Annotated in this window: 20 protein-coding genes; 13 read left to right on the forward strand and 7 right to left on the reverse strand. The window is 62.6% G+C overall.

Features of this window, described 5'->3' with window-relative positions; translation table 11 throughout:
* Positions 1 to 38: 38 nt before the first annotated feature.
* A complete protein-coding gene (locus PQQ95_RS18230; protein WP_408438878.1) occupies positions 39 to 956 on the reverse strand; it encodes a LysR substrate-binding domain-containing protein in 918 nt (305 codons plus the stop codon).
* Positions 957 to 1,286: 330 nt separating this feature from the next.
* On the opposite strand from PQQ95_RS18230, the gene PQQ95_RS18235 reads away from it, so the two are divergent.
* The 5 genes from PQQ95_RS18235 to PQQ95_RS18255 all read left to right on the forward strand — a co-directional run bounded on the left by PQQ95_RS18235 (position 1,287) and on the right by PQQ95_RS18255 (position 6,219).
* Complete coding sequence (locus PQQ95_RS18235) at positions 1,287 to 2,615, forward strand: MFS transporter (RefSeq protein ID WP_408438880.1); 1,329 nt, start codon at positions 1,287 to 1,289, stop codon at positions 2,613 to 2,615.
* Positions 2,616 to 2,730: 115 nt separating this feature from the next.
* On the forward strand, positions 2,731 to 3,990 hold the full coding sequence (locus PQQ95_RS18240) for a CaiB/BaiF CoA transferase family protein (RefSeq protein ID WP_408438882.1): 1,260 nt from the start codon (positions 2,731 to 2,733) through the stop codon (positions 3,988 to 3,990).
* A gap of 129 nt (positions 3,991 to 4,119) precedes the next feature.
* Complete coding sequence (gene scpB / locus PQQ95_RS18245) at positions 4,120 to 4,920, forward strand: methylmalonyl-CoA decarboxylase (protein ID WP_408438884.1); 801 nt, start codon at positions 4,120 to 4,122, stop codon at positions 4,918 to 4,920.
* A 325-nt stretch (positions 4,921 to 5,245) separates the two neighbouring features.
* Positions 5,246 to 5,503: a hypothetical protein gene (locus PQQ95_RS18250; protein WP_408438886.1), complete on the forward strand. Its 258-nt coding sequence runs from the start codon at positions 5,246 to 5,248 to the stop codon at positions 5,501 to 5,503.
* Between the two features lie 116 nt (positions 5,504 to 5,619).
* Complete coding sequence (locus tag PQQ95_RS18255; RefSeq protein WP_408438888.1) at positions 5,620 to 6,219, forward strand: LysE family translocator; 600 nt, start codon at positions 5,620 to 5,622, stop codon at positions 6,217 to 6,219.
* Between the two features lie 22 nt (positions 6,220 to 6,241).
* Here PQQ95_RS18255 and PQQ95_RS18260 read toward each other — a convergent pair whose 3' ends face one another.
* From PQQ95_RS18260 to PQQ95_RS18280, 5 genes are all read right to left on the reverse strand, one after another.
* The gene (locus PQQ95_RS18260; RefSeq protein ID WP_408438890.1) at positions 6,242 to 7,465 is read right to left on the reverse strand and encodes a winged helix-turn-helix domain-containing protein; all 1,224 of its coding nucleotides are present in this window, start codon (positions 7,463 to 7,465) and stop codon (positions 6,242 to 6,244) included.
* 65 nt (positions 7,466 to 7,530) lie between these two features.
* Positions 7,531 to 9,243 carry an FAD-dependent oxidoreductase gene (locus tag PQQ95_RS18265; protein ID WP_408438892.1) on the reverse strand — a complete coding sequence of 571 codons (1,713 nt, stop codon included), beginning with the start codon at positions 9,241 to 9,243 and terminating at the stop codon, positions 7,531 to 7,533.
* A 93-nt stretch (positions 9,244 to 9,336) separates the two neighbouring features.
* The gene (locus PQQ95_RS18270) at positions 9,337 to 10,329 is read right to left on the reverse strand and encodes a DedA family protein/thiosulfate sulfurtransferase GlpE (protein WP_408438893.1); all 993 of its coding nucleotides are present in this window, start codon (positions 10,327 to 10,329) and stop codon (positions 9,337 to 9,339) included.
* Between the two features lie 341 nt (positions 10,330 to 10,670).
* Positions 10,671 to 10,922 carry a hypothetical protein gene (locus tag PQQ95_RS18275; RefSeq protein WP_007178686.1) on the reverse strand — a complete coding sequence of 84 codons (252 nt, stop codon included), beginning with the start codon at positions 10,920 to 10,922 and terminating at the stop codon, positions 10,671 to 10,673.
* 474 nt (positions 10,923 to 11,396) lie between these two features.
* Positions 11,397 to 13,127: a methyl-accepting chemotaxis protein gene (locus PQQ95_RS18280; RefSeq protein WP_408438895.1), complete on the reverse strand. Its 1,731-nt coding sequence runs from the start codon at positions 13,125 to 13,127 to the stop codon at positions 11,397 to 11,399.
* Between the two features lie 296 nt (positions 13,128 to 13,423).
* On the opposite strand from PQQ95_RS18280, the gene PQQ95_RS18285 reads away from it, so the two are divergent.
* The gene (locus PQQ95_RS18285) at positions 13,424 to 16,954 is read left to right on the forward strand and encodes an ATP-binding protein (protein ID WP_408438897.1); all 3,531 of its coding nucleotides are present in this window, start codon (positions 13,424 to 13,426) and stop codon (positions 16,952 to 16,954) included.
* Between the two features lie 110 nt (positions 16,955 to 17,064).
* On the opposite strand, the gene PQQ95_RS18290 is transcribed toward PQQ95_RS18285, so the two are convergent.
* Positions 17,065 to 18,465 carry a GntP family permease gene (locus PQQ95_RS18290; protein ID WP_201126580.1) on the reverse strand — a complete coding sequence of 467 codons (1,401 nt, stop codon included), beginning with the start codon at positions 18,463 to 18,465 and terminating at the stop codon, positions 17,065 to 17,067.
* 313 nt (positions 18,466 to 18,778) lie between these two features.
* Between PQQ95_RS18290 and PQQ95_RS18295 the strand changes: the two genes are divergently transcribed.
* The 7 genes from PQQ95_RS18295 to PQQ95_RS18325 all read left to right on the forward strand — a co-directional run bounded on the left by PQQ95_RS18295 (position 18,779) and on the right by PQQ95_RS18325 (position 25,766).
* Positions 18,779 to 20,245 carry a sigma-54 interaction domain-containing protein gene (locus tag PQQ95_RS18295; RefSeq protein WP_408438899.1) on the forward strand — a complete coding sequence of 489 codons (1,467 nt, stop codon included), beginning with the start codon at positions 18,779 to 18,781 and terminating at the stop codon, positions 20,243 to 20,245.
* Between the two features lie 87 nt (positions 20,246 to 20,332).
* Positions 20,333 to 20,593, forward strand: coding sequence for a hypothetical protein (locus tag PQQ95_RS18300; RefSeq protein WP_408438901.1), 261 nt, complete (start codon positions 20,333 to 20,335; stop codon positions 20,591 to 20,593).
* Between the two features lie 511 nt (positions 20,594 to 21,104).
* Complete coding sequence (locus PQQ95_RS18305; RefSeq protein WP_408438902.1) at positions 21,105 to 21,308, forward strand: hypothetical protein; 204 nt, start codon at positions 21,105 to 21,107, stop codon at positions 21,306 to 21,308.
* Positions 21,309 to 21,771: 463 nt separating this feature from the next.
* Positions 21,772 to 22,062 carry an H-NS histone family protein gene (locus tag PQQ95_RS18310; RefSeq protein WP_408438903.1) on the forward strand — a complete coding sequence of 97 codons (291 nt, stop codon included), beginning with the start codon at positions 21,772 to 21,774 and terminating at the stop codon, positions 22,060 to 22,062.
* A 639-nt stretch (positions 22,063 to 22,701) separates the two neighbouring features.
* Positions 22,702 to 23,226: a formaldehyde-activating enzyme gene (fae, locus tag PQQ95_RS18315; protein ID WP_408438905.1), complete on the forward strand. Its 525-nt coding sequence runs from the start codon at positions 22,702 to 22,704 to the stop codon at positions 23,224 to 23,226.
* A gap of 66 nt (positions 23,227 to 23,292) precedes the next feature.
* Positions 23,293 to 24,330 (forward strand): aldo/keto reductase, encoded by a 1,038-nt coding sequence (locus PQQ95_RS18320; protein ID WP_408438906.1) that lies wholly within the window; start codon positions 23,293 to 23,295, stop codon positions 24,328 to 24,330.
* Entirely contained in the window at positions 24,327 to 25,766 is a 1,440-nt protein-coding gene (locus PQQ95_RS18325) for an NAD-dependent succinate-semialdehyde dehydrogenase (protein WP_408438907.1), read from the forward strand. Before PQQ95_RS18320 ends, PQQ95_RS18325 begins: the two co-directional genes overlap by 4 nt.
* Positions 25,767 to 25,840 lie beyond the last annotated feature (74 nt).

Below are 25,840 nucleotides of genomic sequence, written 5' to 3' on the forward strand. Positions count from 1 at the left end.
CTTCGCTTCGGAGGACGCGTTTTTGAGGGGCAACGCCCCTAATCCGCAGCCGCCCACTCCGGCCGCTTCCCCAAGCTGTCGAACAGTTCGAGGATCGTCGTCTTGACCTTCTGCACCGCATTGCTGAGCAGCGCTGTGTCGTGCCAGCAGAGCGACAGGTCGCGCGAGAATAACCGGTGATCGACCTTGGCAAGCTTGAGCTTGTGCTCATCGAGTTCGACGTGCGCAGCCGTCCATGGCAGGATCGTCACGCCCAGCCTCGCCATGACCGCCGCGAATAACAATGCGGTGGAGCTGGCCTCGAACAGAATCTCGCACGGCAGCCCGGCTTCGCGCAGTGCCCACTCGACGCGGCTGCGAATCGTATTCGGCGCGCTCGGCAGGATCAGCGGCATGCGCGCGAGTTCGGCGATCGACACCGGCTCGCTCGGCATCTGGAATTCCGGCCACGCAATCAGATAGAGCGCCTCGGTGAGCAACCTTTGCGCGGCGACCCCGCGTGTTTCGACCGCGTCCACCACGACGGCCAATTCCACCCGTCCGCTACCGATCAGACTGCCGAGTTCCGCGCTCGGTGCTTCGATTAACTCCAGCGCGATGCCGGGGTAACGGTCGCGGATCGTACGTGCAAGCGGGATCGCCACCATCCGCGCCGTGCTCGACGGCATCGCGACCGACACTCTGCCTTGCGGCAACTCGGCGTCCTGCCGCAGGAGTTCGCGCGTGCTGTCGGCCTGCCGCAGCAACTCGATCGCGTGCCGGTAAAGCGTTTGGCCGGCTGCGGTGGGCGCTACGCCCTGCACGCTGCGCTCCAGCAATTGCATCCCCAGATCGCGCTCCAGATTACGCATCTGCTGGCTGATCGCGGGCTGCGCGATATGCAGCGCCTCGCTCGCGCGGGTGACGTTGCCGCACTCCACCACTTTGACGAAATACCGCAGTTGCCGCAGGTCCATGCGTGTCGCTCGCTCCTTCATCCCATAACGAAATCCGATTGAGCTAGAGAAATATCATATTTTTCGATTATCGAGTGCGTTCTTATACTCAAGCCACAAAAAACCGAAGCGTGCCCAGCGTGAGCTGTCCGGCACCGCTTCAAAACTGCCGGCTGCTGCCGGCGGTAACCCTGTTGCATGGGACCCGGGTAAGTGCTCTGCATGGGACCTGAGTAGCGAGCTTTGCATGAGATTGGAGTAGCGCTAAAGCGCGAACTCCGATCGACAGCTAAAGCGCGAACCCAGGTCGACACGCCAAAGCGTCAACTCGGGTCGACATAGGAGACAAGCATGTCCAAAGCGATCGCTGCATCGGCGGCCGGGCTCAAGCCCCGGCGCACACCTCTCACCCGTGAGCAGATCGGCGGCTTCTGGGCGGTTTACTCGGGATGGGTGTTAGATGGCGTGGATTCCGTGATCTACGCGTTGGTCCTGATCCCCGCGCTCACCGAGTTGCTGCCCCACTCCGGTATTGCCGCGACGCCCGGCAATCTCGGCATGTATGGCTCGATCCTGTTCGCGTTGTTTCTGATCGGCTGGGGGCTGTCGTTTATCTGGGGGCCGCTCGCCGACCGCTTCGGGCGGGTCAAGACGCTGGCCGCGAGCATCCTCATCTACTCGGTGTTCACCGGCGCCGCGGCGTTCGCGCACAACGTCTGGGAATTGGCCGCCTTCCGGCTGATTGCCGGTATCGGCGTGGGCGGCGAATGGGCGCTGGCGGGCACCTATGTCGCCGAGAGCTGGCCGGAGGATCGCCGCAAGATGGGCGCGGGCTACCTGCAGACCGGTTATTACCTCGGGTTCTTTCTTGCCGCCTTGCTGAACTATACGGTCGGCGCGACGTACGGCTGGCGTGCGATGTTCCTGTGCGGTCTCGCACCGGCATTGCTGGCGATTTTCACGGTGCTCAGAGTGAAGGAGCCGGGCCAGTGGCGCAAGGCCACGCATGGCGTCGGTCAGACGAACGTCGCGGCGGTGGCCACGCGCCGGCCGCTGATGGAGATATTCGCGCCGGCTTACCGGCGTCGTACGTTGACGAGTGCGAGTCTCGTGGGCGTCGCGATCATCGGCTTGTGGGCGGGGTCGGTCTACGAAGCGAGCGCGGTCGTGACACTGGCGACGCGCGCCGGCATCGATCGTGTCGGGGCGGTGCATCTCGCGTCGATCGGGGCGGCGGTGTTGTCGGTCGGGACGATCCTCGGGTGTCTCGTCGCGCCGTGGCTGGCGGAGCGGCTGGGGCGCCGCGTCGCGCTCGGGGTGTATTTCGCCGGTATGGCGGCGTCGATCGTGTTCGCTTTCGGTTGGGTTTTCTATCTGCCGAACGGACTCAACCTGTTCATGGTGTCGCTGCTGTTCCTTGGTTTTTTCGGCGGCAATTTCGCGATCTTCTCGTTGTGGCTGCCTGAACAATATCCGACGCGAATCCGCGCTACCGCGTTCGCTTTCAATGCGTCGGTGGGGCGCCTGCTTGGCGCCGGTGTGAACTTCCTGCTGGCTGCCGCGATTCATTGGCAAGGTTCACTCGGGTTGCCGATTGCGTGGACTGCGGTGGCCTTTGTGATCGGCCTGCTGATCTTGCCGTTCGCAGTGGAGACCCGTCATCAGACGCTGCCGGAATGACGCCTCGTTGAGCGACCGCTCGCGCTATCCGCATCGGTCCTCAGACGCAGCTGGCATAAGCGCAAGCCCATCACTCAGGCTGTCCGCAGCCGTCATCAATTCGTTGGAGCACTGAATGCAAGCGTTAAAAGGAATCAAGGTTGTCGAACTGAGCCGCGCCCTGTCGGGGCCGTTCTGTTCGATGGTGCTGGCTGATCTCGGCGCGGACGTCATCAAGGTCGAACCGGGTCCGGGCGGTGACATGAGCCGAACCTGGGGACCGTTCGACCGCGGCGTGAGTACCTACTATCTATCCTGCAACCGCAACAAACGCGGTGTATGCATCGACTTTCGCAACCCGGAAGGACTGGCCGCGATTCACCGCCTGATCGACGATGCCGACGTGGTGATCGAGAACTTCAAGCCCGGCACCATCGACAGCATGGGACTCGGCTATGACGTGCTCAGCGCACGCAATCCGCGGCTGGTGATGGGCAGCATCAATGCGTTCGGCGCCGACGGCCCGATGAGCGGCTGGCCCGGTTTCGACCAGATCGCGCAAGGTTATTCCGGCCTGATGAGCCTGACCGGTTTCGCCGATGGCGACCCCACGCGCACCGGCACCGCAATCGGTGACTTGAGTTCGGGCATGTGGCTCGCGATGGCGATACTGTCCGCGTTATTGGAGCGCGAGCGAACGGGGCGTGGCCAGCATGTGAGCACCTCGTTGCTCGCGAGTCTGGTGGGGCTCCTGAGCGTGCATGGCCAGCGCTACCTGAGCCTCGGCGATATTCCGCGCCGTACGGGCAACGCGCATTCGGTGATTGCACCCTACGGCGTATTCGAAACCGCCGACGGCCCGCTCAACATCGCGCCGATCACGTCGGACATGTGGCTGCGCCTGTGCCAATTGCTCGATTTACCTGCGTTGCCGAACGATCCGCGCTTTGCGACGAACGAAGCGCGCGTCGCGCATCGCGATGAATTGAAGGCTGCGTTGGAGGCGCGTTTGAAGACCCGTGGAAAACGGGAGTGGACAGAACTTTTCATCGGCGTGGGACTGCCGGCGGGGCCGATCAACACATTGGACGAAGTGTTCGCCGACCCGCAGGTGCAGCATTGCCGGCTGGTGGAAACAGTCGAGCACCCGACGCTCGGCGCGCTGCGCCAGGTCGTAACGCCGGTGTCGAGTTCAGCGGTAACGGGCGAAGCGTCGCGTCACGTCAGCCGGCATGCGCCGCCCGGTCTGGGCGAACACACGGTCGACGTATTGCGCGAGGCGGGTTTCGATGAAGGCTCGATTGAGGCGTTGCTTGCCGCTAAAGCGGTGCATCAACAGGGCGAATGTTTGCCGCCGGAGAAGGATCGCGAACGTGCGGTTGGCGTTACGCTGTGAGCGTCGACGCAAAACTCGAAACCGGGCTACGGAGGTGTGCGCCAAGCGCGCCGCACAACGTGGAATGCAGGGCGGGAATTGAACAATGAGCGGGCCACAAATCTTGGAACATGCTGCAGAGGTCACACAATGAACACGCCGAACGCATCGCCGTTTACGGTAACGGTCGATATAGTGGATGAACGGATCGCACGTTTGACGTTCAGTCATCCTACCCGCCGGAATGCCCTCAGCGCGGAGTTGTTGCACGCGCTCGACTCGCACCTTTGCGAGCTTGCTGCACAGCGTATACCGGTCGTGATACTTGGCAGTGGCGTCGGGCAGGACGTCTGGAGCGCGGGCCACGACCTTGGAGAGTTGGCGCACGACCGTGATCCGATTGCCTACGGCAAACCGTTGGAGCAGGTGTTGCGCCGCGTGCGTGCTTACCCGGGCGTCGTGATCGCGATGGTGTCGGGCTCAGCGTGGGGCGGCGCGGTCGATCTGGCGATGAGTTGCGACCTCGTTGTCGCCGACGGCAGCGCGCGTTTTGCGATGACGCCGGCGAACATCGGCTTGCCCTATACAACGAGCGGGCTGCTGCGTTTCTTCAACAATCTACCGATTCATGTGCTGAAGGAAATGTTTTTCAGCGCACAACCACTCGATGCCGCGCGTGCAGAGCGTTTCGGCGTGATCAACCGTCTGGTCGATAGCGAGAGGCTGGAAGCAACGGCCCTTGAAATGGCGCGCGGAATCGCAAGTAAAGCGCCGCTGGCTATTCAAGCCGTGAAGGAACAACTACGGATACTCGAAGACCTGCAACCCATGCCTGTTCAGGCGATGGAACAGATTGCCGAACTGCGTCGGCAGGCATGTGAAAGTGCGGATTTCAGTGAAGGGTTGGCGGCGTTTTCGGAGAGGCGGCCACCGGTGTTCAGGGGTAAGTAAACAAGACGTCTGCCGGAGTCCATGAAGATGTTTGAGGCTGACGGTTCAAGGAACGGTGATGTCTTGAACAATCATGCCTGCACCGGTCGCGTTAAAGGTGAGTCTTTCCGGGGGCAGGAAAGTGAATGAAAGACACCATCGGTGAGCTTTTCCGGGAGCGATAAACTCGCGCGCGAAAATCCTGATGTATCGGTGCACACCTTGACGTATATCGCATGGATCGCGCTGAGTCCGAGCACGAATGGACGCCAGAGCACGATCGGTATATAACAACGTGAAAGGATGGTTTTGTTCACTGATGCACCAAATGGAGAGAAGTTTCATCATGACGCAAGACGTAACGCCTCAGCCGCCCACGGGCGACCGGCCCGACCTGGAACACCTCGATGCAGCGCTGAGTCACGTGGACCAGCAGGTGTCGTCTGGCAGCATTGCTTCCGGTGCCGCAAAGGGCATTCTGTATAGCCTGATCGAAACCCTTGGTGCGTTCGTCGGCGATCCCGATCTGCCGGAGCACGCCCGTTCGGGTTATGAGGGACTGCTGGAAACCGCTCGCGAATTGCGCGCGAAACTCGACCACTGAAGGCGGTGGCGCGCCACCTGCGGGCGGCGTCGTTCGCATCGCAAGCGCCGCTACATGTCGGCGGCGCGGTTCTCTGTGATAAAAAGGCGCATTGTTTCCAACAGTGCGCCTTTTTTATGCTTTCCACGTCCGCTATCGCGTTGCTGGCTATCGGCATTGTCGTCGTGCTGATTACGCCGGGTCCGACCAATACGCTGCTCGCGGCCGCGGGGTTGCGCCAAGGCGTGCGGCGCTCGTTGCCGTTGATCGCCGCCGAACTGGCCGGCTATCTCGTGTCGATTTCCGTGTGGGGACATTTTCTCGCGCAAGCCGCGCACGCGCTGCCGTGGTTGCCGTCGCTGCTCCGCGTGGCGGCCGGCGTTTACATCGCGTATCTTGCCGTCGATATGTGGCGCGCGGCGGTGGCCTTGCCCGATTCGACGCAGCGGGCGAGCGGCATGCGCACGCTATTCGTGGCGACGCTGCTCAATCCGAAAGGGCTGCTATTCGCCGGTACGATCTTTCCCGCCGTCGCGTTCGCGCATTGGCCCGCGTATGTCATGGCGATGCTGATGTTCGCCTGCCTGCTTGGGCCGATCGCGCTTGCGTGGATCGCGTTCGGTGCGGCGCTCGGCGGCGGTAAGCTCACATGGCTGAATCCGGTGAAGATGCAGCGCGGCGCGTCGATCGTGCTGGGCGTGTTTTCCTTGTCACTCGCGTGGGCGGCGCTGCATTAAGACCGCTTCTGGTGCCGCGCGCTCACGCTTCCAGGCTGCTGTCTACGCTCAACGCCTCGAGCCAATCCGGCGGCGCGGACGTGATGTCCAGTTGCGGTGTGCCATGCCAGTCCGCACAACGCTGCAAAGCGCGGCGCAGATCGCCGGCAAGCCTCGCACTGAGTCGCACGCCGGGTTCAATGTGCAGCGATTTCAGTTCGAACACGCCGGTGGTCCGATGCGCTTTTGCGTCCACGCGGCCGACCAGACGCCCCCGGCTCAAAAGCGGCAACACGAAGTAGCCGTATTTGCGCTTCGCCGCCGGCGTATAGCATTCGATCGCATAGTCGAAGTCGAAGAGCGCGGCGGCGCGCTTGCGGTCCCATACCACGGGATCGAACGGCGACAGCACCGTGGTGACGGTCGACACGAGCTTGCCGTTCGCCGCGTCGTCGATCATCGGCGCGAATTCATGATGGACGAAGGTGTCCTGCTTCCAGCCATCCACTTGAACCGGGATCAGTTCGCCGCGATCAGCGAGCGCAGACAGTTCGTCACGATAGGGGCGGCGCGGCAGCCGGTAATAATCGGCGACCCAATCGGCGCGGACGACACCGAGCGCGCGGCAGGTTCGCCGCAACGCTTCCTCGGTGACGGTTTCACGTGGCGGGAGGTCGCGCGCGTCGTCCCAGCCGGGTAACACGCGCTCGGTCAGATCGTAGACGCGATGAAAATTGCGCCGCTCGGCCACCATCAATTGCCCGATCGCGAACAGCACTTCCAGATGGCGCTTCTCCGGCTTCCAGTCCCACCAGCCATTGCCCGTGCCGGCCTCGCGGGCGAAGTCCGCTGAACGCACGGGGCCGGTTGTACGGATATGCGCGAGCAGCTTCTCGATGTCCTTGCGGTGCTTCTTGTGCCATTCGGCCGCGTATTTCCAGCCCATGCCGCTCGGGTCGAGCATGCGATGGCGCAGCAGCCCGTAGTCTTCGGTCGGGACAAAACAGGCTTCATGCGACCAGTATTCGAACAGTTTGCCTTCGGCAAGATGCTCGTCGAGCCACTGCTGCGGATATGCGCCGAGCCGGCTGAACAGCACGAGATACGGACTGCGCGCGACCACGTGGATCGTGTCGATCTGCAACTGCGCCATGCGGCGGATCGCGTCGAGCACGTCGTTTTTGACGGCTTTGCGGCGCGGCGGCGTCAGCAAACCTTGCGCGGCCAGATGCAGGGTGCGCGCGGCGGATAGCGGAAGAGTCTTCACGCGGGCGTCGGTTATGGGCTTGGGTCGATGAAGGGACGGCGAGTGGAGCGGGCGCGAGGCCGCGTTCAGGCCCCCAACGCGACCGCTTCTCCCGCCGATACCGCTAGCAGCTGGTGGATCTGTGCGACCACCGCCGCCCCTTCTCCGACGGCCGCCGCGACGCGTTTCGTCGACCCGGCGCGCGCGTCGCCGATCGCATACACGCCTTCAACAGTCGTCGCGAGATCGCAGACGGAGGTTCCGTCCGCGCTGGTGCCGGTTAGCACGAAGCCCTTGTCGTCCAGTTCCACGCCGCAGGTGCGCAGCCAGTCGGTATTGGGATCCGCGCCGGTGAACAGGAACAGATGCCGCGTATCGAAGCTTTGGGTGCCGTCCGGCAACGGCTTTTTCAGCGACACCGACGCCAGCCCGATTTCGTCCGCCTCGAGCTGGCCGATTTCCGAATTCGGGTGCACGAATACATTCGGCAGCGAACGGATGCGGTCGATCAGGTAGCGCGACATGGTGGCTTCAAAGCCGCTCCGGCGGATCAGCACATGGACCTTGGCCGCATGCGTCGCCAGATAGACGATCGCCTGCCCCGCCGAATTGCCGCCGCCCACCAGCACGATCTCCTGGCGCTTGCACAGCTTGGCCTCGACCGGCGACGCCCAGTAATACACGCCGCGCCCATCGAAACGGTCGAGCCCTTCGAGCGCCGGGCGCCGGTAGACCGCGCCGCTCGCGATCACGATGGTGCGGGCAGTGATCTTGCCGCCGCACTTGAGTTCCAGCCGGTACGGCGATTCCGCGCAATGCAGCGCCTTGACGTGGACCGGAATCGCGACGTGCGCGCCGAATTTCTGCGCCTGCACGAATGCGCGGCCCGCCAGCGCCTGACCGGAGATGCCGGTCGGGAAGCCGAGATAGTTTTCGATCCGCGAACTGGCGCCCGCCTGGCCGCCCGGCGCGCGGCTGTCGAGCACGATGACCGAGAGGCCTTCAGATGCCGCGTACACCGCAGTCGCGAGGCCGGCCGGTCCCGCGCCGACAATCGCGATGTCGTACACATGCGAATCGTCGAGATCGGGCAGCAAGCCCAGGCAGGTGGCGAGTTCCGGCATGCTCGGATGACGCAGCACCGAGCCGTCCGGGCAGATCACCAGCGGCATGTCTTCTTTCTGCGCGGCGAATTGCTCGATCAGACGCAGCGCGTCTTCGTCGCGTTCGTCGATGACCGAATGGGGATGGCCGTTGCGTGACAGGAAGCCTTGCAGCATGACGAGCTGCGCGTTGCCGCTGTTACCGATCAGGATCGGCCCGCCCGCGCCTTTCTCGATCAGCGATACGCGCCGCAGAATCAGCGCGCGCATGATGCGCTCGCCCAACTCAGCCTCGGCGACGAGCAGCGCGCGCAGCTTGACCGGCGGAATCAGCAACGCGTCGACCGGGCTGAGCGCCATGCCGTTGACCAGCGCGCGCCGCCCGGATAACTGGCCGACCTCGGCGAGAAAATGCCCGGCGCCATGTTCGCCAATCAGAACTTCACGCCCGATGCCATCGCGCTGGGAGACCCTCACGCGCCCATTCAGCAGCACGAACATGCCCGGGCCGGTGTGGCCCGTCTCGAACAGCAGTTCATCGGCTTCCCAGTGGCCTACTTCGCCGAACCGGCGCAGACGATCGATTTCTGCACACGTGAGTTCGGGGAACATCTGATGCATGCGCGTCGCGAGCGACGAAAATGGCGCGTCGGCGACAACGGCTTGTTGTCCTTCAGCTTCTTGAGTCGACAGCATTGAACCGCTCCTTCTGTGTTCTTCCTGATTGATCGACACGGGGGGCGAAGCGGCGCGGGCGCGCGAGGGCGCCGATATGAATGCGCTGCTGCGCTACACGGCCTTCGGCGCGATATCGTCGACCGCCACCTCGGGCGCCGGCATGTCGGGCAGCGCGTCCACCGTCTTGCCCGAGTCGCGCCAGGCTTCCATGCCGCCGCGCAACGGCAGCACGTCGGCGAAGCCGGCTTCGTTCAACTGTTTGGCCATCCATGCCGCGGATATTTCATTCGGACACGAACAGTAGATCACCAGCTTCTGATCGTGCGGGTATTTCGCGACGATTTCGTTGAGCTGCCGCTCGTCGGCAAATTGCGAGCCCGGAATCACGAACGGGTCAAGGGCGCGCTTTTCCTGCGAGCGGATATCGAACACCACCGGTGTTTTGCCGGCCGCGACCAGCGCTGCCAGCTCCTCGACTTCGATCCGCTGGGTTGCGAGCGTGGAAATCAGCTGGCGCCGGCGAATCCAGCGATAGGCCGCATACAGCAGCAGCAACGCGACGGCGACCAGCGCGGCTGTGCGCCCGAGGCGTCCGGCCATGGCGAAGAGGATGTCGATCTGCTTGGCGAACAGCGCACCGATGATCAAACCGGTACCCGACCACAAGGCGGCGCCGATACCGTCGTAAGTGAGAAACGTCCGGTAGCGCGTGCCCATTGCACCGGCCATCGGAATCGACACGATCGACAGGCCCGGCACGAACTTCGCCACCGCCAGCACGCGCACGCCCCAGCGGCCGAAAAAGCGTTCGGTCTTTTTTACACAGGTGTCGCGCGACAGCGAAAGACGGCAGATCGTTTTCAGCGTGTTGCCGCCGTACAGACGGCCGGCGAGATACCAGGCGCTGTCGCCGATCAGCGTGGCGAAGATCGACAACACAAGGACCGGCATCAGTTGCGTGCCCACTGACCCGGGATGCATGGCCGCCATCGCCCCAAACAGCACGAGCGACGGCATCGCCGGCACCGGCAGCCCAAGCGAGGCGGCCAGCACGTTGGCGAAGACGAGCGCCGGTCCATATTGCTCGACGAGATCATGTAGCATCGGCTTACATCCGCAGCCCTTTCAGGCACGGAGCAGGTAGGAGAAGCAACGGAGGATGTAAGGATTATGGACGCATTTTCAAGACGTGCAAATGTCCGGGAACGCGGTCCATTATTCGCGAGTTAAAAGCGCGGCTGTGGCTTGCCTGACGGGCTAAAGGCGTGGAATAGAAACCCGAATGGAACAAGGCGAAACGGATTGAAGCTTTTGCGGCAAGCAAGCGACGAATAACGGCTTACGGATGTCCGTAGGCCGTTATTCGATACGCAAACAAAAAGCGGCGTGTAGAAACGACGTACGGCATTCGCGCGTCAGCGCAATAAATACCGTGCGCGCCCGCTTTATTGACGATGGTTGTGCTGTTCGCCCGGTAACTCCGCGCCATGCGCGCGAATCGCCGCAATCAGTTCGGCCGGCGTGATTTCGTAACGCACTTCGCGGTGGATGCCTGGTTTGCGCTCATCGACCTCGATCAGAAGAATGCCTTTGCCGTCTTCTGTCGATTCGAGGCGCAGCGAGCGAAGTTCGCGCGCCGTTGCGTCGTCGTATTCGGTGAGGAGGGCCATTGACCCGGAGGACCCGGTAGTGCGCATCGAGGTTGTCCTTGTTCCGTTGATGATCGAACCATTGTACGGGCAGCGTGTCGCGCCGTCTGTCGCACAGCGCTCACACGGGGGAATCTGCCCGCCACCTATCTGCTTGCCGGGACGCCACGTCACACCGCACGGCATTCGCCAACGGCTGGCGAGGCCCGCCGGGCAATACAAGCCGTGGCGCCCGGCTCTAGCAACCAGTTTAACGCGACTCCCCGCCACGACGGCTGCATTTTTCGTGCCCCGGGACGGTGCAATCCTTCTCCCCGGCTGTCACGGTGCTGACGCGCGCATCGGCTAGGAACCGGCGCAACAAGAGAAACACGCCGCAAAAAAATAGCCCGTCCTTGAGGGGACGGGCTGCTAAACGCCGTTGTTACTCGGGTCAGCCTGCCCTTGCAACTTATTGGGCGCTGACCATGCCATCCTGAAGCGTCAATTCTGGACTGTCGAGGTGGGAGTAACGCCGATCTATCAGATCAATGTCCATTCTTCCTGCCCAGATTCGTGCGCCTCCTGCACCCCGTGTGCGGCGGCGCGCCTGAATTCGGGCGCTGGCTTGTGCGTTGGCTGATGCGCCGGATGTCGCGCCGCATTGTGCGTGGCGGCCTGCCGCAGCGATTCTGCGCCGCGCTGCGCGGGCGTTGCATCGGCGACGGTGAACAGGCGCACCGCTTCGTCCAGCACGTCGGCCTGTTCCGCGAGACGTTGCGCCGTGGCTGCCGCCTGCTCGACCAGCGCCGCGTTCTGCTGCGTGGCGCCGTCGAGATGCGAGACCGCCTGGTTGACCTGGCGAATCCCTTCCGCCTGTTCGCTGCTCGCATTCGCCACTTCGACGATGATCGACGACACGCGGCTCACCGCTTCGTCGATCACCCGCATCTGCGAGGTCGTGCGTGCAACCAGCTCGGTGCCGAGCGCCACCTCGGTTGCACTCGCCTCGACCACCGACTTGATTTCCTTCGACGACGCCGCGCACCGTTGCGCCAGCATCCGCACCTCGCCCGCGACGACTGCGAACGAGCGGCCCGCTTCGCCCGCGCGGGCGGCTTCGACGGCGGCATTCAGCGCCAGGATGTTGGTCTGGAACGCGATGCCGTCAATGACGCCGGTGATGTCCGCAATGCGCTTCGACGCCGCGGTGATGCCCGCCATGGTCTGCTCGACCTGACCCGCGATATTGCCGCCGACGGCCGCCGCCGCTTGCGCCTCTTTCGCCAGATCGAGCGCGCGCACACTGGCGTCGGCGTTGGCTTGCACGGTGGTGGTCAGTTCTTCCATGGTGGCCGCCGTTTCTTCGAGCGACGCCGCCTGCAACTCGGTGCGGCGCGCCAGATCGACATTGCCGCTGGAGATTTCACGCGCGTTGTCGAGCATGCCGGTGATTTGCGCGCGCACGTCGTAGACGATCGCCGCCAGATTCGCCTTCAATTGATTCAGCGCTTGCAGCACATCGCCGAGATCGTCGTGACGCGCGATCACCAGATCGGCGGTCAGATCGCCCGCGGCAAGGCGAGTCGCGAAGCCGGACATGCTGCGAATCGGTTCGGCGAGTTGCCGCGTCAGCATCCGCCATGACAGCAGACTGAATGCGGCGGTGACGCCGAACGCAATCCAGAACGGCACGGGCGGTGTGCCTTGCCACGCAGCGAGGCCGGTCAGCAGCAAAGCCAGCGGGGTGATCGCATAGCCGACCGCCGCGCGCGTCGCAACCGGCAGACGCATCAGCGATTGCACGCGGCCGGGCAACCCCGTGCGCACGACCAGGCCGCGATGCAGCTTGAACGCCCGCGACTCGCCGGTGCGGATGCGTGTGTACAAGGCTTCAGCGGCGCGCACTGCGTCGCGTTGCGGTTTCACGCGCACGCTCAGATAGCCGACCACCGCGCCTTTTTCGACAACCGGCGTGACGTTCGCCTGCACCCAGTAATGATCGCCGTTCTTGCGGCGGTTCTTGACGAGCGCGGTCCACGGGCGGCCGTCGCGGATCGTCGTCCACATGTCGGCGAAGGCTTCGCGTGGCATGTCCGGATGACGGATCAGGTTGTGCGGCTGGCCGATCAGTTCGTCGCGTGTGAAACCCGAGACGGCGATGAAGGCCGGATTGCAATACTGGATGCGGCCGGTCAGGTCGGTCGCGGAAACAAGCATCTGTGACGAAGGGAATTCGTACTCGTGCCCGGTGACAGGCTGATTGTTGCGCATGGCTTTCCTTGCAGGTGCGGATGCATGTCCGCACGGTCCTTATAGCTATGCAAGGAATAACGGCATTAACCCCGCGGGCTTTAGGGTTTCCCAGTAAACCACTCAGGTTTATGACGTGCGGCGCCGTTATCGCAGGGTTGTCTCGATGCGTGCTGCGTCGCCTTGGAAACGGGTGCCAGATGCGTTTCGCCGTACCTTCAAAAGCGTTACACTGCGCCGGATGAGGCCTGCAGACGCATCTCGTCCTTCGACACCGCAGCGGTCTGCCTGCGTGAATCCGCTAATCAAGCGAGCTGATGCAGAAGATCCTCGACCGTACTCAGGAGTCACTGGCCCACGCGTTCGCTTCGCTCGCGCAAAGCACGAAGCGTCAACGGCGGGCCTACTTGACGACGATCGTCTTGCTGATGCTGATCGCGGTTTTATTCGCGCTGCTGCTGGCTGCGCTTGCCATGGGCAAGCAACTCGAATACCGGCGCACCATCGCCTTTCAGAACGCTGCGGATATCTCGCTGGTGCTGCACCGTGAAGAGTCGGTGCTACGCCGCGCCGAATTCACGCTCGACTACTATCACGACACGTATAACGTGCTGAACGTGCCGGATGGCGTCGAGCAATCGGTCATGCGCACCGGCGTCGGGCGCGGCACGATCGACAGGGGCAGCGAGCAATTCGACATCCTGGTGAGCGAAGCCACGCGCAAGGCGTGGGGACCGGAGCTCGGCGTGAAGCTATGGCGCCTGTACGACGCGGCCAAGTCCATACTGGTGACCCAGTTAGCCTTCGAATTGCAACAACGCGCGGTGCTGATCGGGTTGAACGAAGATTATGCCGCGATCCTGCCGTCACTCGCGCCACCTGCGCCAGGCGCAGCTGCCAATGCAGCGCTTACGCGGGCGCTGGAACCGACGCTCGTAAGCAGCCTGCGCGACGCGCTTGAACGCGAACTGTTGGCGCAAACCGGCAAGCGTGTACCGGGCAAGGGCGAGCGCATCTGGCTGGGCCCATATCGCGATCCACTGCAAGGCATCCCGGTGATTTCGGCGGTGAGCGTCCACTACAACGGCGACACGCCGACCACGCTGATCGTGATGAGCGTTCCCCTCGACGCGCTTTCGGCGCTTCTCGCCCGGCCCACCAACGAGGGAACCTTGCTGCTGATGGCCGCGGATCATCGCTTGATCGTGGCATCGCCGCCACTCGATGGATCGGCGGGGAAAGCGCTGCAGGCCGCTATCGCTAGCGCACCGGCCAACACCTATCACTACACTCGAGACGGCGTAATTCTGAGCGAGCCGCTCACCTCGGGCTTCGGCTCGCTGGTCGGCTATATCTCGTGGCGCGCAATGGTTGCCGCGCTCAGTTGGCATCTGGCAACGCTTGCCTGCCTCACGCTGCTGATCCTGCTGGGGATCGCGCTAATCGCCCGCTACTGGGGGTTGCGGCTGTTGCAGAACACGTTTGTGGAGACGTCGCGGGCGCTGGAGAGCGAAACCATCAATCACATTCTGGTCAGCGCGACGCCGGTCGGTTTGTGCATTGTCCGGCAAAGTGACTACTCGATCCTGACCGCCAACGCGCTCGCCGTTGAGTTGCTGGGTCTGGAATCCGGCAGCGATCGCTTGCCGCCGCATGTCGCCGGGGAGTTTCTGGCGCAGGCGCCGGATAAGCGATCAGCATCCCTCTTTGCGAAGATCGCTGCGTTTGTCGTGCCGGTGGCGGCTTCGCGATTGCCGTCACAGTCGCAAGCTGACGGCAGCGATGCGGTGCACACCCAGTTTCTCCAGTTCACCTATGCGCCGGCGCGCTACGCCGGCGAGGACGTGCTGTTCTGCGCGATTCTCGACGTGACCGCTCAGCATGAACTTGAACAGCAGTTGCGGCTCGCCCAGCAGACATCGGACACCATGATGCGGGCGCGATCGAATTTCTTCGCGTCGATGAGTCATGAAATCCGCACGCCGTTGAACGCGCTGCTGGGCAATCTCGAACTGTTCTCGCGCACGCCGGGCCTGGAAGCGCACTCGCAACGGCTCGCCACGCTAGGCGTCGCGGCCGACGCGCTGCGCCGTATCGTCAACGACATTCTCGACTTCTCGAAGATCGACGCTGGCGAGATGAAAGTGGTGACCGAATCGTTCCGGCCGATCGACGACTTCGAAAATATTGCGCTCTCTTATGCGCCGATGCAGGCCGACCGGGCGATCCGTTTTTATTCACATCTCTCGCCCACGCTCGACCAGGTGCTGTGTGGAGATCGCACGCGCATCGCACAGATCGTCAACAACCTGCTGAGCAACGCATTCAAGTTCACGTCGTGCGGCAAGATCATTTTGAATGCGGAAGTGAAAGACGATCTGCAAGGGCGCCCGATTCTGATCTGCCGTGTCTGCGACTCCGGGATCGGGATGGATCAGGCGCAGGTGGCGCGCATCTTCAATCCGTTCGTTCAGGGCGAAGCGAGCACCTCGAGCCGCTATGGCGGTACTGGCCTGGGTCTGTCGATCTGCGCGCGGCTGTGCGAATTGATGGGGGGGCATATCTCGGTCGAGAGCGTACAGGGAGTGGGCAGCGCATTCACTGTTTCACTACCGCTCGCTCTCCCGCCGGATAACTTGCGCGTGGCCACGGTCGAACCGGTATTCCGCGGCAATGTGCTGGTGCTGTGCCAGGAGCGCGAGTCGGGAGAACTCCTCGAAGGCTGGTTGCATCGGGCGGGCTGGGCGGGGCACACGGTGTCGTCGATGCAAAGCGCGCAAGCCTGGTTGCATGTGAACCGGCCGGACGCGATGATCATCACCGGCGAATACGGCCTCGACGCCATTGCCGAATTGCGTGCGGTGCAGCCGATCGGCGCGGTGTGGATTACGCGCATGGGACCGCATCACCCGGTGACGCGCGGGGACGGTGTGCTTGAGACTACCGAATTCAGTCGTACGGCGATTCTGTCAGCCGTCGAACTTGCGGCGGAAGGCGCCGACGCTAGCAGCAGGATTGCCGCGCTGCCCGGCGACGGTTCCCCGGCGCCGCAGCCGACGGTCAATCCGGCGCTGCATGGTCTGACGGTTCTGGTCGCCGAAGACAACCCGCTGCTCCAGACATTGATCGTTGAGCAACTCGATACGCTTGGCTGTCTGCCGACAATTGCCGGCGACGGGCGGCAAGCGTTGGCGGCATTCGAGCAGGGGCACTTCGAAGTCGTGCTCACCGATATCCACATGCCGGTGATGGATGGGTACGCACTGCTGGCGGCATTGCGCAAAGCGCAAGCGGATTTGCCGGTGCTGGCTTTCAGCGCCGTCACCGACAACCAGCAAGAGAACGGTTGGCGCGAGCGCGGTTTTACCGGCTATGTCCCGAAGCCGGCGTCGCTGGGCGATCTGGAGGCGGCTTTGCTCGCGGCGACGTCGGCGCGAGCAAGGCCGCCGCGCGAAACAGGAACGGCAGCGCCGGCATCAGGTGCGCGCCCACAGGCGGGTCCGGCGACTTCGGCTGCGGCCGGCACAGCCGCTGATCCGGCCAATGCGCTGAGCGCGCACGACAAGACGCGGTATACGGCCATGCTCAAGGAGCATCTGCAAAACGATCTGCCGAGATTGCTGGCAATTGTCGAAGAGGAAGACCGGGAAGCATTGGGCGGCTGGGCGCATAGCGCGGGAGGCGCGTTCCTTGTCGTGCAGGAGCGGCAGTTCGCGCAGCAATGTCGTGAGTTGCAGCGGCTATGCGAGAGCAGCGAGCGTTGGAACACCGAGATGGACGCACGCGCGATTTCGCTGCATGAGGCCGTATGTGAACACTTCGGGCTGGATGAACAGCCAATGCCGTGACGCGTGCAGCGGCGACCACTGCCGCCGGCCGCTGTTGTGTAATCCGACCACGAGCCGTGCCGCCTTTTTAGCGCGCCCGGCTCGGAATCGGCTTCCCCTATAAGGCGGAATTAAACCAGCCCGGTCATGTAATACACCGCGATCACAAAGAAAACCGCCAGCGTCTTGATCACCGTCACCGCGAAAATATCGCGGTACGACTGGCGGTGCGTCAAACCCGTCACCGCCAGCAAGGTGATCACCGCGCCGTTATGCGGCAGCGTGTCCATCCCGCCGCTCGCCATTGCGACGACCCGGTGCAGCACTTCCATCGGGATATGCGCCGCTTCCGCACCCTTGATGAACGTGTCCGACATGGCCGCGAGCGCGATGCTCATCCCACCCGACGCTGAACCCGTGATACCTGCAAGCGAACTCACCGAAACGGCGGCATTGACCAGCGGGTTCGGAATGCTCTTCAGCGCGTCGCTAACCACCAGGAAGCCCGGCAAAGCCGCGATCACGCCGCCGAAGCCATACTCCGACGCCGTATTCAACGAAGCCAGCAGTGCGCCTGCCACCGCAGCCTTGGTGCCGACCGCAAAGCGTTCGCGCACGCGGCCGAATGCCGTCACCACGACCATCACGATACCGAGCAGCAGGGCGCCTTCAACGGCCCAGATCGCGACGACGCTTTTGATCGTCGTCGTAACCGGCGCATGGATGCCCGGCAGGATGTCCGGTGCGATGGTGTACGTTGCGCCGTACCAGTTCGGAATCCAGCGGGTCAGCAGGAAGTTCGCCACGCCAACGAGCACCAGCGGCGCGACCGCGAGCAGCGGATGCGGCAGTTGCTTCGATTCGACGCGTTCCGGCTCGTTGACGAGGTCCGTGCCGTAGCCTTCGCCGGTCGCCATCGCTGCGCGGCGGCGCCATTCCAGATACGTGAGACCCACCACGATGATGAAGAGCGAGCCGATCACGCCAAGCGTGGGCGCGGCCCAGGACGTCGTCTTGAAAAAGGTGGTCGGGATGATGTTCTGGATCTGCGGCGTGCCCGGCAGCGAATCCATAGTGAACGAGAACGCGCCGAGCGCGATGGCGCCAGGCATCAGGCGTTTCGGAATATTGCTCTGACGGTACAGCTCAGCGGCGAACGGATACACCGCGAACACCACCACGAACAGCGAGACGCCGCCGTAGGTGAGCAAGGCGCACACTGCGACGATCACCGCGTTGGCGCGTGAGCGGCCAATGTAGCGGATGGCCGCCGCCACGATCGACTCAGAAAAGCCGGACAATTCGATGACTTTGCCGAACACCGCGCCGAGCAGAAACACGGGAAAGTAAAGCTTCACGAAGCCGACCATCTTCTCCATGAAGATCCCGGAGAACACCGGTGCGACGGCGCCCGGATCGGTCAGCAGCACCGCGCCGAGGGCGGCGATCGGCGCGAACAGAATGACGCTGTAGCCGCGATACGCGGCAAACATCAGAAACGCCAGTGCGGCGAGGACGATTACAAAGGACATTGAGTCTCCAAAGCTTGGTTGTTCTACGTGTACGCCGTTCCGGTGAGTGCGACGGCCCGGCGCCCGCAAATGCAGATTCCATGCCACGCACGCCGCAGCGGCCTGTCCGTTGATTTCACAGGCCGAAGTTCGAAACGTGATGCGGCCGATTGTACCCAAACGTCTCAAAAACGGGATGCGGATCAGCCAAACATCGCCCTGATTGAGGTTAAACCCTTATAGAGCGGACTTGATGGCGATCTCGCCAATGAGATAAGCTTGTCTACGAAATGAGATATGCATAAATAGAACAATAGCCGGAGACAGCGACACCATGATGAACGACTGGGCGGGCCTTCCTGCCACTTATGGCGACGTACTCCGCCGGGCGATGGATTCGCTCTTCCGCACGTTCGAAAACTTCAGCGAAGGGACGTTTATCGTCGATGCCCAGGCGCGCGTCGTCTGGATCAACAAGCGCTACGCGGCGCGCTTCGGTTTTTCGGACCCCGAGCAGGCGATTGGCCGGGATTGTGAAGAAGTCATTCCCAATAGCCTGATGCGCGAGGTCGTGAACACCGGCAAACCGATTCTGCTCGACATTCTCGAAACGGACCGCGAGCCGCTTGTCGTGACGCGCCTGCCGCTGAAAGACGATGCGGGTGAAACGGTCGGCGCGGTGGGCTTCGCGTTGTTCGACGAGTTGAAGGCGCTCACGCCGCTTTTTTCCCACTACTCGCGCGTGCAGCAAGAGTTGATCGCGACGCGTCAATCACTCGCCCAGGCAAGACGGGCCAAGTACACGTTCGGCAGTTTTGTCGGCACGAGCGCGGCCAGTCTCGAAGTAAAACGGCAGGCGCGCCGCGCCGCGCAACTCGAGTCGCCGGTGCTGCTGCTCGGTGAAACCGGCACAGGCAAGGAACTGCTGGCGCATGCCATTCACGGCGGGTCGGCGCGGGCGAATCAGCCGCTCGTGACGGTCAACGTCGCGGCGATTCCGGACACCTTGCTCGAGGTCGAATTCTTCGGTGCTGCGCCCGGCGCCTATACCGGCGCCGACCGGAAGGGGCGGGTCGGCAAATTCGAACTTGCGAACGGCGGCACGCTGTTTCTCGACGAAATCGGCGACATGCCGTTGCCTTTGCAGGGCAAGCTGTTGCACGTGCTGCAGGACAAGGAATTCGAGCCGCTTGGCTCGAACCGCATCGTGCGCGCGGACGTGCGGATCATCGCCGCCACGTCGGCTGATTTGCCGGCGCTGGTCGCGGCGGGGCGTTTTCGCGCGGACCTGTTCTATCGGCTGAACGTGCTGACGATCCAGGCGCCGCCACTTCGCGAGCGTTCGTCCGATATCGAGGCGCTGGCTTACGCCATGCTCGAAGACCTGTCGACGCAAGCGCGCGGCGCCAGTCACTTCGAATTACAGGACGACGCGTTGCGCCTGCTGTGTGCGTATGGATGGCCCGGCAATGTGCGCGAACTGCGCAACACGCTGGAGCGGGCGGTGATGCTCGCGGACAGCGAGCGAATCGATGCGCGTGCGCTGGCGCCGTTCATCGGCCCGGCACAAGGCGGTCACCGTCCGCAGGTATCGGCCGTCTCTAAAGCGCACGTTTCTGACGTGACTGCACAGGCGCCCGAAACGACGTCGTGGAGCGACGCCATGGCCGCGTTCGAAAAGCGCTACCTGGCCGACGCCTTGCGCGCCAACGGCGGCCGCGTGATCGAAACGGCCCTGCAGATCGGCATGGGTCGCGCGACGCTCTATAAGAAGATCGCGGCATACGGTATCGAGGTGTGACGAGGTCCAGCAACATGGTGTGACGCAGTGCAATTGCCGCGTGGCACAATCGCGTGATCGAAAAACAAGATGTGATCGGGGTTTCTAATGAAACGCAGTCTCTCCTCTTTCGCGCGCCGGGCCTGTGCCTCACTGGCGCTTCCCGCCATCGCCATGCTGAGCGGTTGCAGCAGCAGCGCACCGCTGTTTCTGTCGGACGGCCGTCCGACCACACTGGTTCAATGTCCAGCAGGCTCCGATTCGTGCTCGCAGCAGGCAAACGCGGCTTGCGGCGGCGCTTTTGATGTCGTGCGCCAGTCCAGCGACAACGGCACGCTCAGCCTGATATACGCCTGTCGGGCGAAGTGACACATTGCCGGCCCATGTGTTGGCTTTGCGCAGACGATTGACACTTTTCTTTCATGATCCGTCGCTCGGCTATGGCGGCGGGCGTCCCCCTCTCTCTGCAGATTTCGCTTAATCGAACCACGCCCGGGTTATGCGCCGAGCGCGTGTCATGCAAAACGCATATGCCGGTCATAATGTCTGGCTCTAATGCGGATTTACCGAAACGGTTATGATGCGCAATAATATTTAGCGAAATGCTTCGAGATTATTACTTTACGGTTTTCACTGGCAACAAAGCGCTCGGGTTTCACCGTTAAACGAAGTCGGTGCGGCATCTAACGGAACGCGAAGTTTCGCCGCAGTATCCTCATCTGGCCGGCTCACAATCAAAACAATCTGCAGGTTTTGCCGGTTCTGCTGCGGCCCGAATTATTGACTTCAGAAAGATTTTCCGTTTCAACAGAATGGCTGAAGCAATAAAGGCACGCTTTATGCTTTTAAACTGGCTCATTGAGGAATTCCGGGGACAGCAATGAATCACCTCCAACTTGAAAAAGATATTGAACACCTTGAAAAGGTAATCACCCATCTTTCTGCTGAAGACCGCATCCCGCTGTCCTATTGGCGCAACCGCATTGACTCGGTGTCCGGGGCGGTACTGGTGCCGGCGCAGGCCAGTCGCGTCAAACGGCTCAATGCGGCCCTCTGCGCACTGGAGGCGCGCCAGAAAGCGTAGCCATCCACGGGAGGAGGATGATGCGTACCGTCTGAGGGGTAACGTTTCCTGCAAAAATAAGGGAACGTAACGCCGGTTGACGCTGCGGCTTTCAACAGCATTAACGCGCGTGGGATGCCGCTGAGCAACTCACGCTTTGGCGATGGCGTATGGCGTCGAGCCGTCGAACGCTTCCCAATATCGGTCGATTTTGAGCGCCGCGTGTACGATGCAATTGACGATTGAGTGCGCTGGCCGCGGCAGTTGGGCGGGCAGCCTTAACGGCGGTTAGTCGCGGGCCGTTCTGCGCGGACCACGCTCCGCTCTGCGTGGCGTTCCCTGTGCGGGCCCCCTGCGGGTTACCCTGCGCTGACTACCCCATCGGGCCACCCTATGCGGGCCACCCTATCCGGCACTTTATTCGTCTGATAGTGTCCGCAAGTGTTCGCACTGCAGTTCGCCAAAATCGATCGGAGTACCCGCCATGGCCTCATACAAACAGTTGACTGCCCAGCTCGAAAAGCTCCACAAGGAAGTCGCGGTGGCGCGCGAAAAAGAAATCGCGCAAGCGATTGTCGAGATCAAGCAAAAAATCGTCGAATACGATCTGACAGCGGAAGAGCTGGGTTTTACGAGCAAGCGTGCAGCGGTACGCAAGACGGCCTCGGTCGCCAAGTACCGCAACCCGAAAACCGGCGAGACGTGGAGCGGCCGCGGCCGTTCGCCTGGCTGGCTCGTGGGCAAAAACCGCGAGCGCTTTCTGATCGAAGTCTGAAGCCCTGTCGAGCATGGCGTTTGCGCGCGCAACGCGTCGAACTTTTCTGAAGTGAAGTTGCCTCGGGGTTTTCTCGCACCGCTGAGCGGGTCCCGAAAACGCTCACCTTTCGTGTGAGTGTGCTGCGCGCGCCGCGAGTTTCGCGAGGCGTCTCGCGTCAGGCTTTATTGTTTCGGTGAGCCTGGTTTACTCGGACGACGCACCTTGCGGGGTGGTTGCCGCTGCTGTTCCCCGTAGCTGCATCATCTTCCTTGAAACCCGCGTCAGCCTTTGCTGGCGGGCATTCCCAGGCAGCGCGAAGCGTCGCGCAGGCCGTCGTTCGGTTCTCACACCATCTTTTCCGCAGACCTTGCTTCGCCGCTGAGCTTCGCGCTGCGGGTGCGTAAGCGGTCGCCGGCATGTTCACCTTTCACCTCGATTCGAGGCTCGTCGACACAAGTCCCGAAAACGCTCACCTTTGCGCTCGTCCGTGTGCGCGACCCGATGCGCCGACTAGCCGCCAACTAGCCGCCACCTAAGGCGCCCCGGGGCAAACCCGGAGATGAGTTTGTCTCATACCCCGGATCAAAACTCATCGCTACATGGTCGCGAAGACCGAACCGCACAATCGGTCATCCACTCAACCCCGACGGAAAGACCATGAGCGTATCGACGGACAAACAACTCTTTATCGGCGAAGGATTCGAAGGCCCCGGCGTCAACCTCGCACACATCAACGTACTGGTCGGCCCGCGCAACGGGCCCGCGGGGCAAGCCTTCGCCACGGCGTTGGCGACACCTTCCGCGGGGCATGCGCCGTTCGTCGTGATCGCGCGGCCGGGTGTGCCGACCAAGCCGTTGACGCTGTATGTGAACAAGGCGCAGATCGGCAGCGACTTCCACGGCAACGCAACGTGGGGCGCCTCGCAGGCCGGCATCGCGAAGGCCGTGGCGGAGTCGCTCGAGAACGGCACGCTGCCGCCGGAAGCGGAAAACGATTGGGTCGTGGTGTCGGCGAACTGGGTCAACCCGGGCACCGACGATCTCGACGCCGTCTTCGAGAACAACTACCGCGCGTGCAAGAACGCGATCCTCGCTGCAATGAAGGGACTGCCGCATCGCGATGAAGTGTTCGCCGCCGCGCGCGACGTATCGAATCCGTTCTACACCCCCAAACAACGTTAATCACACGTCACGCGGTTCGCGCTGCTGCGTGGACTACTGAATGCGATCAGGAAGGAGACAAACACGATGGAATACATTCGCCTTGGCCAATCGGGTCTGAAGGTATCGCGCCTATGCCTCGGCACGATGAACATGGGCACGCCGCAATGGAAGCCGTGGATTTTCGATGAAGCGCAGAGCGAGCCGATCGTGCGTCACGCGCTTGAAGCTGGCGTCAATTTCATCGACCTCGCCGATTTCTATTCGACGGGTGTGGGCGAAGAAGTGGTGGGCCGCATTTTGAAGCGCATCGCGCGCCGTGAGGAAATCGTCGTGACGACCAAGGTCGGCTATGACATGGGCGCGTATCAGAACGCCGGCGGCCATTCGCGCAAGCACATCATGGACGGCATCGACGCATCGCTCACGCGCCTCGGCATGGATTACGTCGATATCTACATGCTGCATTTCTTCGACGTGAACACGCCCGTCGAAGAAACCATGGGCGCGCTCAACGATATCGTGTGTGCCGGCAAGGCGCGCTATATCGGCGTGTCGACCATGTACACGTGGCAGTTCGCGAAGATCATGCAGGTCTGCGAGCGCCACGGCTGGCACAAGCCGATCAACATGCAGTTGCAATTGAATCTCGCGTACCGCGAGGAAGAGCGCGAAATGATTCCGTACTGCCAGGATCAGGGCGTCGGCGTTTCCGTGTTCAGTCCGCTGGCGCGCGGTCTGCTAACCTGCGACGCGAATTCCACGCGCAATCAGACCGATTTCTTCACCGCGCAAATGTACGGCGATATCGCCTCGCGTGAGATCGCTGCGTCGGTGGCGCGCGTGGCGGCGCGGCGTGGCGTGTCGGCTGCGCAGATCGCGCAGGCGTGGGTGCTGAATCATGGCGGCGTGGCAAGCATGCTGGTCGGCGCCGACACGCCCGCGCAGTTCGATAGCGCGCTGGCCGCGCTCAGCACCAGGCTCTCCGCCGACGAGCTGTTCGAACTCGAACGTAACTACACGCCGTGCGACTTGATCAACGACTACACCGCGGGCAAGCGCATCGCTCGTGAAGCGCGGCTCGCACAGGGTGTGTTCGTCGAAACCTTGGAGAAGGCAGCATGAACGCGTTTCTTCGAACTGGACACTACATTGGCGGCGAATGGTACGACAGCGCCACCACGTACCCGGTGCTGAATCCCGCGACCGGTGAAACCATTGCACACGTGGCACGCGGCGGCGCGGCGGAAGCAACCCAGGCCGTCGCCGCAGCCGAGCGGGCCTTTCCCGCGTGGCGCGCGCTGACGGCGAAGGAGCGCGGCGCACGTGTCAGACGTTGGGGCGAGCTGATGCTGGAAAACCGCGATGCGCTGGCCGAGTTGCTGACCCTCGAACAAGGCAAGCCGTTGGCCGAAGCGCGTGGCGAAGTGGGCTACGCGGCCAGCTTTTTCGAATGGTTCGCGGAAGAAGCGAAGCGCAGCTATGGTGACGTGATTCCCAGCCCGAACCCGAATGCGAAAATCATCGTGACGCGCGAGCCGGTCGGCGTGGTCGCGGCGATCACGCCGTGGAATTTCCCGCTCGCGATGATCACGCGCAAGGCTGGCCCGGCACTCGCAGCAGGGTGCACGATGGTGCTGAAACCCTCGGAGGAGACACCGCTTTCCGCGTTCGCACTCGCCGTGCTGGCGGAGAAGGCTGGCGTTCCGCCCGGCGTATTCAATATCGTCTCCGGCGATGCGGTGGCGATCGGCGGCGTGCTGACTGAATCGGAAGTCGTGCGCAAGCTGTCGTTCACCGGCTCGACGCGGGTGGGCAAGCTGCTCGCGAAGCAGTCGGCGGATACGTTGAAGAAGCTGTCGCTGGAACTGGGCGGCAACGCACCGTTCATCGTTTTCGACGATGCCGATATCGACGCGGCCGTCCAGGGCGCCATGGCCTCGAAATTCCGCAACACCGGGCAGACCTGCGTGTGCGTGAATCGTTTCTACGTGCAGGACGGCGTTTATGATGCGTTCACGCGAGCGTTGACCGCGGCGGTGCAAAAAATGCGCGTGGGCAATGCGTTGCAAGGCGAGGTCGAGCAAGGTCCGCTGATCAACGCGGCGGCGCTGAAAAAGGTCGAAACGCATGTCGCCGACGCGTTGCAGAAAGGCGCGAAGGTGCTGACCGGCGGCAGGCCGCACGCACTGGGCGGCACGTTCTACGAACCGACGGTGTTGGCCGATGCATCGAAGTCGATGCTGATTGCCGCGGAAGAAACCTTCGGTCCGGTTGCCGCGTGCTTCCGCTTCAAGACCGAAGACGAAGCCATTGCTGCAGCCAACGACACGCCGTTCGGCCTCTCCGCCTATTTCTACACGCGCGACCTCGCGCGCGCCTGGCGCGTTGCCGAAGCGCTGGAAAGCGGCATGGTCGGCATCAACGAAGGGATCCTGTCCACCGAAGTCGCGCCGTTTGGTGGCGTCAAGCAGTCCGGACTTGGCCGCGAAGGTTCGAAGTACGGCCTCGATGAATACACCGAACTGAAATACATGATGATGGGCGGCCTCGGCCGCTAGCCGTCGCATCGAGCGTTTACGCGTCCGCTTCGCGCTACACGCAGGCGAAGCGGACGATGCAGCCCTGTGTACAA

Source organism: Paraburkholderia caffeinilytica (assembly GCF_046030355.1).
Classification (GTDB): Bacteria; Pseudomonadota; Gammaproteobacteria; order Burkholderiales; family Burkholderiaceae; genus Paraburkholderia; species Paraburkholderia caffeinilytica_B.